Origin of the sequence: Novosphingobium pokkalii, assembly GCF_014652855.1 — a bacterium.
GTDB classification, from domain to species: Bacteria; Pseudomonadota; Alphaproteobacteria; order Sphingomonadales; family Sphingomonadaceae; genus Novosphingobium; species Novosphingobium pokkalii.
The window spans coordinates 238487-245938 of record NZ_BMZP01000006.1 but is presented as its reverse complement, the minus strand read 5'-3'; the positions used below and the strand labels follow the sequence as shown (position 1 = coordinate 245938).

General features: G+C 66.3%; 8 protein-coding genes. All 8 read right to left on the bottom strand.

Annotated elements, in window-relative coordinates; translation table 11 throughout:
- Window positions 1-133 precede the first annotated feature (133 nt).
- The 8 genes from ribA to IE191_RS08800 all read right to left on the bottom strand — a co-directional run bounded on the left by ribA (window position 134) and on the right by IE191_RS08800 (window position 7347).
- Entirely contained in the window at window positions 134-1210 is a 1077-nt protein-coding gene (ribA, locus tag IE191_RS08835) for a GTP cyclohydrolase II (RefSeq protein WP_229815202.1), read from the bottom strand.
- Window positions 1207-1998 (bottom strand): exodeoxyribonuclease III, encoded by a 792-nt coding sequence (locus IE191_RS08830; RefSeq protein WP_191323989.1) that lies wholly within the window; start codon window positions 1996-1998, stop codon window positions 1207-1209. The genes ribA and IE191_RS08830 overlap by 4 nt, the downstream gene beginning before the upstream one ends.
- A gap of 478 nt (window positions 1999-2476) precedes the next feature.
- Complete coding sequence (locus IE191_RS08825; RefSeq protein ID WP_191323988.1) at window positions 2477-3142, bottom strand: LolA family protein; 666 nt, start codon at window positions 3140-3142, stop codon at window positions 2477-2479.
- A gap of 182 nt (window positions 3143-3324) precedes the next feature.
- Entirely contained in the window at window positions 3325-3492 is a 168-nt protein-coding gene (gene rpmG / locus IE191_RS08820) for a 50S ribosomal protein L33 (RefSeq protein WP_054132393.1), read from the bottom strand.
- Between the two features lie 183 nt (window positions 3493-3675).
- The gene (locus IE191_RS08815) at window positions 3676-3957 is read right to left on the bottom strand and encodes a hypothetical protein (RefSeq protein ID WP_191323987.1); all 282 of its coding nucleotides are present in this window, start codon (window positions 3955-3957) and stop codon (window positions 3676-3678) included.
- Window positions 3958-4006: 49 nt separating this feature from the next.
- Window positions 4007-4273 carry a GlsB/YeaQ/YmgE family stress response membrane protein gene (locus tag IE191_RS08810; protein WP_191323986.1) on the bottom strand — a complete coding sequence of 89 codons (267 nt, stop codon included), beginning with the start codon at window positions 4271-4273 and terminating at the stop codon, window positions 4007-4009.
- A gap of 343 nt (window positions 4274-4616) precedes the next feature.
- Window positions 4617-5432, bottom strand: coding sequence for an undecaprenyl-diphosphate phosphatase (locus IE191_RS08805; RefSeq protein ID WP_191323985.1), 816 nt, complete (start codon window positions 5430-5432; stop codon window positions 4617-4619).
- Between the two features lie 91 nt (window positions 5433-5523).
- The gene (locus IE191_RS08800; protein ID WP_191324021.1) at window positions 5524-7347 is read right to left on the bottom strand and encodes an ABC transporter transmembrane domain-containing protein; all 1824 of its coding nucleotides are present in this window, start codon (window positions 7345-7347) and stop codon (window positions 5524-5526) included.
- Window positions 7348-7452: the final 105 nt, after the last annotated feature.

Below are 7452 nucleotides of genomic sequence, written 5' to 3'. Positions count from 1 at the left end.
GCCTGGAACGACGCATTCCTGCTCTCCGTACTCCGTCATATGCGATAGCCCTGCTCTGAAGAGGAGGGGGAGTAGCACGACAAAGCCCCCTCCTCTTCAGAGGAGGGGGTTGGGGGTGGTGTGGACCCTGACGCTACTTCAGCAGATGCCCCGTCCGGTCGCGCTTGGTTTCGAGATAGCGGGCGTTGTGCGGATTGGCTGGCAATTGATGCGCGACTCGTTCCAGCACAGTCACGCCCAGCGCTTCGAGCGCGGCGACCTTGGCCGGGTTGTTGGTCATCAGCCGGATGCGGGCGGCGCCGATCAGGTCGAGCATGCGCGCGGCCACCGGGAAGTCGCGCGCTTCGGAGGGCAGGCCCAGGCGTTCGTTGGCATCGACCGTGTCAAACCCCTGGTCCTGCAACTGATAGGCGCGCAGCTTGTTGATCAGGCCGATGCCGCGCCCTTCCTGGCGCAAGTAGAGCAGCACGCCCCAGCCGCCGTGGCGGGTTTCGGCGGCCATGCGCGCCAGGGCTGCCTGCAACTGTGGGCCGCAATCGCATTTGAGGCTGCCGAGGATGTCGCCGGTCAGGCATTCGCTGTGCAGGCGCACCAGTGGCGGCACGGCATTGTCCTGCTGGCCCACGACCAGCGCGACGTGCTCGCGCAGATCGTCGCGGGCGCGAAAGGCGATGATTTCGGCCTCTTCGCAGGCGTCCACCGGCAGGCGGGCGCGGGCCTGGATGGTCAGGTTGAGCGGATCCTTGAATTCCACCAGATCGTCCGCCGCCACGGTCTGCGCTACGTCCACGCCGCTCGCCACCAGGAACGCGGGGAGAATGCCGGCGAGGCGGGCCAGCTCCATCGCGGCTTGTGCGGCGGCCGGGGCCGGGATCGCGCTGGCACGAAACGGCCCGCGCAGCGGGCTGGCGAGATCGAGCGCCGGATCGGCCAGATTGCGCGCCATCGCCAGTGTGAACGGTTCGCCAGCGTGAATCAGCACGGGCGCATGGGGCACGGCGGCTTCGCGCTGGTTGGCGAGCTTGAGCGTGGCGGCGCGGGCGGCGGAAATCAGCATCTGCGCGGCAAAGAGGCCGGGCTGGGCATAGCCGGTCTCGGCCGGCAGGAGATCGAACGCGCCGTCGGCGTCAGTCACGCGAATCGCCCAGCCGTGGCGCAGCGCGTCGAGCGCGCGGGCCACGCGGCGGGTCGGCTCGCCCGATCGGCTCAAAGGGCGAACTCGGTGATCAGGGGCACATGGTCCGACGGCTGGTCCCAGCGGCGGGTCTCTTCCACGAAGCGGTGGCTGGTCGATTGCGGTGCCAGGTCTGGCGAGGCCCACATGTGGTCGAGCCGGCGGCCCTGGTCCTTCTGCCGCCAATAGGAGCGGTAGGACCACCAGGAATAGTTGCGTTCGGGCGCCGGGATATGCTTGCGGCCCAGATCGACCCAGCCATGGGCATCGGCAAAGCGCTGGAGCGTTTCCACTTCCACCGGCGTATGGCTGACCACCTTGAGCAGCGCCTTGTGGTCGTAGACATCCTCGGGCAGCGGGGCGATGTTGAAATCGCCGACGATCAGGGTGGGACGCTCGATCTTGTCGGCCCAGCGCGTCATGCGTTCCAGGAAATCGAGCTTTTGCCCGAACTTGGGATTGAGCTCGCGATCGGCAATGTCGCCGCCCGCCGGGATGTAGACGTTTTCCAGGATCAGCCCCTGGCCCGCCCCGAGCAGTTCCACGCCGACATGGCGCGCTTCGCCATTGTCCTGCCAGTCGTGCCGGCTGAATTCGCGGAAAGGCAGACGGCTGACCGTCGCAACGCCGTGATAGCCCTTCTGCCCATGAATCGCGCGGTGGGTATAGCCCAGGCTCTCAAACACCTCGTGCGGGAACAGGTGCTCGGCCACCTTGATCTCTTGCAGGCACAGCACATCGGGCTGTTCCGCTTCCAGAAAACGCACGACCTGATCGGCGCGCAAGCGGACGGAATTGATATTCCAGGTGGCGATCGAAACCATGCCAGCGCTTTACGAGGCCCCGCCCACCCCGGCAAGGCCGATCACCAGACGCGCCCGAAGGGGCTGCACTGAGCGCTTTGGCCGTGTGCGATTTTTGCCTCCTTGCTGCCTTTGCGGGCGAGCGAGAATGGTGCCCGCCGAGAACCGGCGCGCAGCGACCTTTTTTGGTCGTGAGCACCGGAAGCGCAGGCGGGTGCCGTTCGCAGCCGCCCGGGCGCCCCGCAACGCCGCAAAAACAGAAAACCCTCGGACCGGGGGCAATGGTCCGAGGGTTCCATGTGCGTTCGTCACGCGGTTGACGAGAGGATGAAGTCAGACCGGGCAACAGGGGGGAAACCCGTCTTGTCCGTCTCGTCTGAAACCGTCCTAGGCCCGGTCCGCTTGCTGGCCGATGAACGGCAAACTCTGGTTGTTCGCAAAGTGTCGCACAGGGTCTGGTAACGATGATGAACCGTTCCCCGTCTGCGACCGATGCCCCTCAGTGGCGGATTTGCGGGCGCGGATCGTTGTAGCGGAACATGTTGGCCGGCACCGGCACGCCATATTGCTGGTTGGACAGGCGAATCGTGGTGCGCTGGTTCTGCGAATCGAGCGCCACCCAGCTATCGAGCTGGAGACCGCCCGGCGCGCCGGGCTTGCGCACCATGATCAGGGTGAGGGTGCCGTATTCGGGATGGCGCGGATCCTTGATTTCCAGGCTGAGCACGTCCGGGTTGGTCGTGGGCAGCAGCCGGGCATAACGGGCCACGTCCTTGTCGGGATTGAGCAGGGCGCCGAGCGGGCTGTTGCGGATCGGCCAGCGCGACACCTGCCGCACTTCATAGTCGATCACGGTCAGCGCCGCGCCGTCCGACACGATCAGCAGCGGCACGCCCGGCTGATACTGGAAGCGGATCTTGCCCGGGCGTTGCAGCGTGAGCGTGCCGGTCAGGCGCTGGCCATTGCGGTCGGTCTGCACGAAATCGGCGCGCATCGACGAGATGGCGCGCAGGGCAGCCACGGCCCGCTCCACGTCCGCTGAGGGGGCGGCTGCGGGTGCAGGGCCAGGTGCGGCCAGGGCCGAGGGAACGGCCGGGGAAACGACGAGCGCGGCGGCGAGGCTGGCAAGCCGGCCGGCACGGAGGATCTTGGTCAAGCTGTTCATCGCCACTCCTTGAGGCAGTCGCTTTGAACTGCCCGTGAACCTTTCGGTTCCGAATCGCCGGTTGCGCGATGAATGGCAATGCCTGGGGAGAAGCGTGGGGGCGAGATCGCCGCCGGCCCTGAAACACGCAAGGCCGGGGACAAGCCCCGGCCTTGCGCGTTTCCGGCAGGAATGCCTTCAGATCACTTGATCTTGGCTTCCTTGAATTCCACGTGCTTGCGCACCACCGGGTCGTACTTGCGGAACGACATCTTTTCGGTGGTGTTGCGCGGGTTCTTCTTGGTGACGTAGAAGAAGCCGGTGTCTGCGGTCGAAACCAGACGGATCTTGACGGTAGTGGGCTTTGCCATGGGCTTGTCCTGAATTCCTTCTAGGCGTCTGCGCGCCGCTTGCTCAAATAAAACGGGCGGCGCGCGCCGCCCTGACAGGTGGCCGCCCATGCGGGAGGCAGTTTGGAAAGTCAAGCCTTCACGATATGAAACGGGGCGCGAAGCTTGCGCTTCACGCCCCGAAAACCTGATCCGTGGAAGAGCTCAGTGGGCCTTTTCGGCCTTTTCAGCGTTTTCCTTGATCGCCTTTGCTTCGTCCTTTCCTTCGGCGCGGACGGCATCGGCCTTGCTGTTCATCTTGTCGGCCGCAGCGCCGGTGGCATCGGCAGCTTGCGAATCGATCGAGTCGGCGACGGCGTCAGACGATGCCGCGACAGCATCGGCGGTCTTGTCGGCGGCTTCTTCCTGCTTGCTCTGGCACGCAGCAAGACCGAGGCCGAGCGCGAGGATCGGCAGCAGCAAGGCGTTCTTGGCGATGGACTTCATAACTGGCTCTCCCTGTTTGGATAGGCGGTGTGATGGCCGAAAGCGGTGCTCAGCGCACCGAGCCGCGGCGCACCAGGTTCACGATGGCGAGCAGGATCAGCGCGCCGAGGAACGAGACGATCAGGCTGCCGGCCGAAATGCCGTTGGTGATGCTGCCACCGCCGATGAACGGGGTGAGCAGGAAGCCGCCGAGCAGCGCGCCGACGATGCCGACCACGATGTTGAGGAAGATGCCCTGCTGGCCATCGGTGCGCATGACGATGCTCGCCAGCCAGCCGAGAATGCCGCCGACGATGAGAAGAACGATAAGGCCCATGACGGTAAACCCCTTTGATGGTGCCACGAGTGGCTGTCTGCCCGGGATAATTCGCCACAGGGGGGATTGGTTCCGCATTTGCGACGGATCGTTTCTTGGCCCTCTTGCACACGCAAAAACCCCGCCGATCCGGCAGGGGCCGGGCGGCGGGGTAACAATGCTCCGGAAGCTATGCGTGATGCCGGGCTTAGAGTCCGTTTTGAAAATGCGCCAATGCGCATTTTCGTTGCGGCACCGGCCCACTCCCCCACCCGACCTCCCATAGGGTACTATCGTTGGGAGGTCGGGTGGGGGAGTGGGCCGGTGCCGCAAATCCGGCAAAGCCGGATTTCAAAACAGTCTCTTAAACGCCCAGCAGCCACACCAGTGCGCCCGCGCCGATCACGATGCGATACCAGGCGAACGGCGTGAAACCGTGGCGGCCGATGTAGGTGACGAAGAACTTGATCACCACCAGCGAGACGAGGAACGAGACCACGCCGCCCACGGCGATATCGCCCCAGCCGACGCTGGCGGTGCCGCTGGCCAGCTCGTGGCGGTTGTCCCAAAGCTGCTTGGCCGTGGCGCCGAACATCGTCGGCACGGCCAGGAAGAAGCTGAATTCGGCGGCCGTCTTGCGGTTGATGCCCATGGTCAGCGCGCCCATGATGGTCGAGGCCGAGCGCGACATGCCCGGGATCATCGCGAGGCACTGCATCACGCCGACCGCCAGCGCCTTGGGCAGAGGGAGCTTGCTGACCGGCTCATACTCGCCCTGGCGGGCCAGCCGCTCGATCACCAGGATCAACACGCCGCCCACGACCAGCGCGGCGGCGACCACCGACGGGGTTTCCATCAGCGCGTCGATCTTCTTCTTGAGCAGCACGCCCAGGATCGCCGAGGGGATGAACGCCACCAGGACATTGCGCACGAAATGCAGCGAATCGCGGTCTCCCCGCAGCGCGCCATGGGCCACATCGACGAAAGTGCGCCAATAGAGCACGACCACGGCCAGGATCGCGGGCAACTGGATCACCACGTTGAACACTTCCCATTCCTTGGCGTTGAAGCCAAGGAGCTCGGTGGCCAGGATCAGGTGCCCGGTGGAGGAGACGGGAAGGAACTCGGTGAGGCCCTCGACGATGCCGAGAATGACGGCGGTGATGGTGTGGCTGTCCATGGGCACCCGACTTGCCGCAGTGCAGCACGCCTTTCAAGCGGTTCGATGAAAAACGCGCATGGCAAATTGGTAACCTTGGCCCTAGAGCTTTCTAGGCCCCCTCGAACTGCATGCGGGCGAGCCGCGCATAAAGGCCGTCGTGCGCGATCAGGCTGGCGTGGTTGCCTTGCTCCACGATGCGGCCGCCGTCCATCACCACGATGCGATCGGCCGCGCGCACGGTGGCGAGGCGGTGGGCGATGACCAGGGTGGTGCGGCCTTCCATCAAGTGGTCGAGCGCATCCTGCACCAGCCGTTCGCTTTCCGCGTCAAGCGCGCTGGTGGCTTCATCGAGCAGCAGGATCGGCGCATCGCGCAGCAGGGCGCGGGCAATCGCCACGCGCTGGCGCTGGCCGCCCGACAGGCGCGCGCCGCTTTCGCCGAGGAATGTATCGAGTCCCTCGGGCAGGGCGCGCAGGAATTCTTCGGCATTGGCAGCGCGGGCGGCGGCCCAGATCTGCTCGTCGGTGGCATCCCATGCGCCGTAGCGCAGGTTGTCGCGCGCGCTGGCGGCAAACAGCACGGCTTCCTGCGGGACCAGGGCCATGCGTGCGCGGATTTCGGCCGGATCGGCCTGGGGCAGGGGCACGCCGTCGATGCGCACCACCCCGCCCTGCGGATCGTAGAACCGCTGCGCGAGCAGGAACAGGGTGGACTTGCCCGCGCCCGAGGGGCCGACGATGGCGACCGTTTCGCCCGGTTCGACCGTCAGCGAAAAGTCGGCCAGCGCGGAAACCTCGGGTCGGCTGGGATAGCGGAAGGCCACGTTCTGGAACGCCAGCGCGCCGCGTGGCGGGCTCGGCAGGGCGATCGGCCGCGCGGGCGGGGCGATGTCGGGCTGTTCGAGCAGCAGTTCGTTGAGGCGCCCGGCCGCGCCAGCGCCGCGCAGCAGATCGCCATAGACTTCGGTGAGCGCCCCGCACGAGCCGGCGACGATCCCGCCGGTCAGCACGAATGCTGCAATCGTGCCTCCGGTGAGCGAGCCATTGGCCACGCCCAGCGCCCCCTGCCACATCAGCGCGGTGATCCCGCCCATGACCAGGAAGATCACCACGGCGGTCATCACCGCGCGGATCATGATGCGGCGGCGCGCGGTGTCGAACGTGCGCTCCACCGCGCCCGAGAACCGCGCGCGCTCGCGCCCTTCCTGGCCGAACGACTGCACGATGCGGATCGCGCCGAGCACTTCGGCGGTCATCGCGCCGATATCGGCCACGCGATCCTGGCTGGAGCGCGAGACCTTGCGCAGGCGGCTGCCGAACCAGGCGATCGGGAAGATCACCACGGGAATGCCGATCACCAGCCCGGCGGTGAGTTTCGGCGCCAGGAAGAACAGGTAAATCAGCCCGCCCAGCGCGGTGATGGTGTTGCGCAGGGCGATCGAGACGGTGGTGCCCACCACCTGCTCGATGATCGCCGTGTCCGACGTCATGCGCGAGGAGATTTCCTTGGGGCTGTTGGTCTCGAAGAACGCCGGGGGCAGGCGCAGCAGGTTGGACTGCACCTTGCTGCGGATATCGGCCACGACCCGCTCGCCCAGCCACGAGACGTAATAGAAACGGATCGCCGTGGCAAAGCCCAGCACCACCACGATCAGCAGCAGCACGTGGAACGCATCGTCGATCACGCCGGGCTGGGCGTGGGGGCCAAAGGCCTGGTCGACTATGCCCTTGAAGCGGGCGGGAATGGCGATCGTGGCGGTGGAGGTGGTTACCAGCGCGACCAGCGCGGCGGCGAGTTGGCCGGGATACTTGAGCGCCTCGCGCCAGATCATCCGCAGCGGGCCAAGGCGGCGGGCGGGCGGCGAGCCAACCGGTGTTTGCCCCAGCGCGCCATCGGCAGGGCTTGAGCCGGTGACGGGAGCAGGGGTGGGCATGTCCGGCGCGGGCCGATCCTGGGAAACCTCATCCATGGCGCGGACCTAGCCCAAGGCGCGCCGCGCCGGAAGGGGCCTTGCGCGCCGGGCGCCAGGTTCCCATGT

Excerpts from the sequence above, each read along its gene's own strand:
- IE191_RS08830 (WP_191323989.1), bottom strand. The coding sequence starts at position 1,998 with ATGGTTTCGATCGCCACCTGGAATATCAATTCCGTCCGCTTGCGCGCC.
- IE191_RS08825 (WP_191323988.1), bottom strand. The coding sequence starts at position 3,142 with ATGAACAGCTTGACCAAGATCCTCCGTGCCGGCCGGCTTGCCAGCCTC.
- rpmG (WP_054132393.1), bottom strand. The coding sequence starts at position 3,492 with ATGGCAAAGCCCACTACCGTCAAGATCCGTCTGGTTTCGACCGCAGAC.
- IE191_RS08815 (WP_191323987.1), bottom strand. The coding sequence starts at position 3,957 with ATGAAGTCCATCGCCAAGAACGCCTTGCTGCTGCCGATCCTCGCGCTC.
- IE191_RS08810 (WP_191323986.1), bottom strand. The coding sequence starts at position 4,273 with ATGGGCCTTATCGTTCTTCTCATCGTCGGCGGCATTCTCGGCTGGCTG.
- IE191_RS08805 (WP_191323985.1), bottom strand. The coding sequence starts at position 5,432 with ATGGACAGCCACACCATCACCGCCGTCATTCTCGGCATCGTCGAGGGC.
- IE191_RS08800 (WP_191324021.1), bottom strand. The coding sequence starts at position 7,347 with ATGCCCACCCCTGCTCCCGTCACCGGCTCAAGCCCTGCCGATGGCGCG.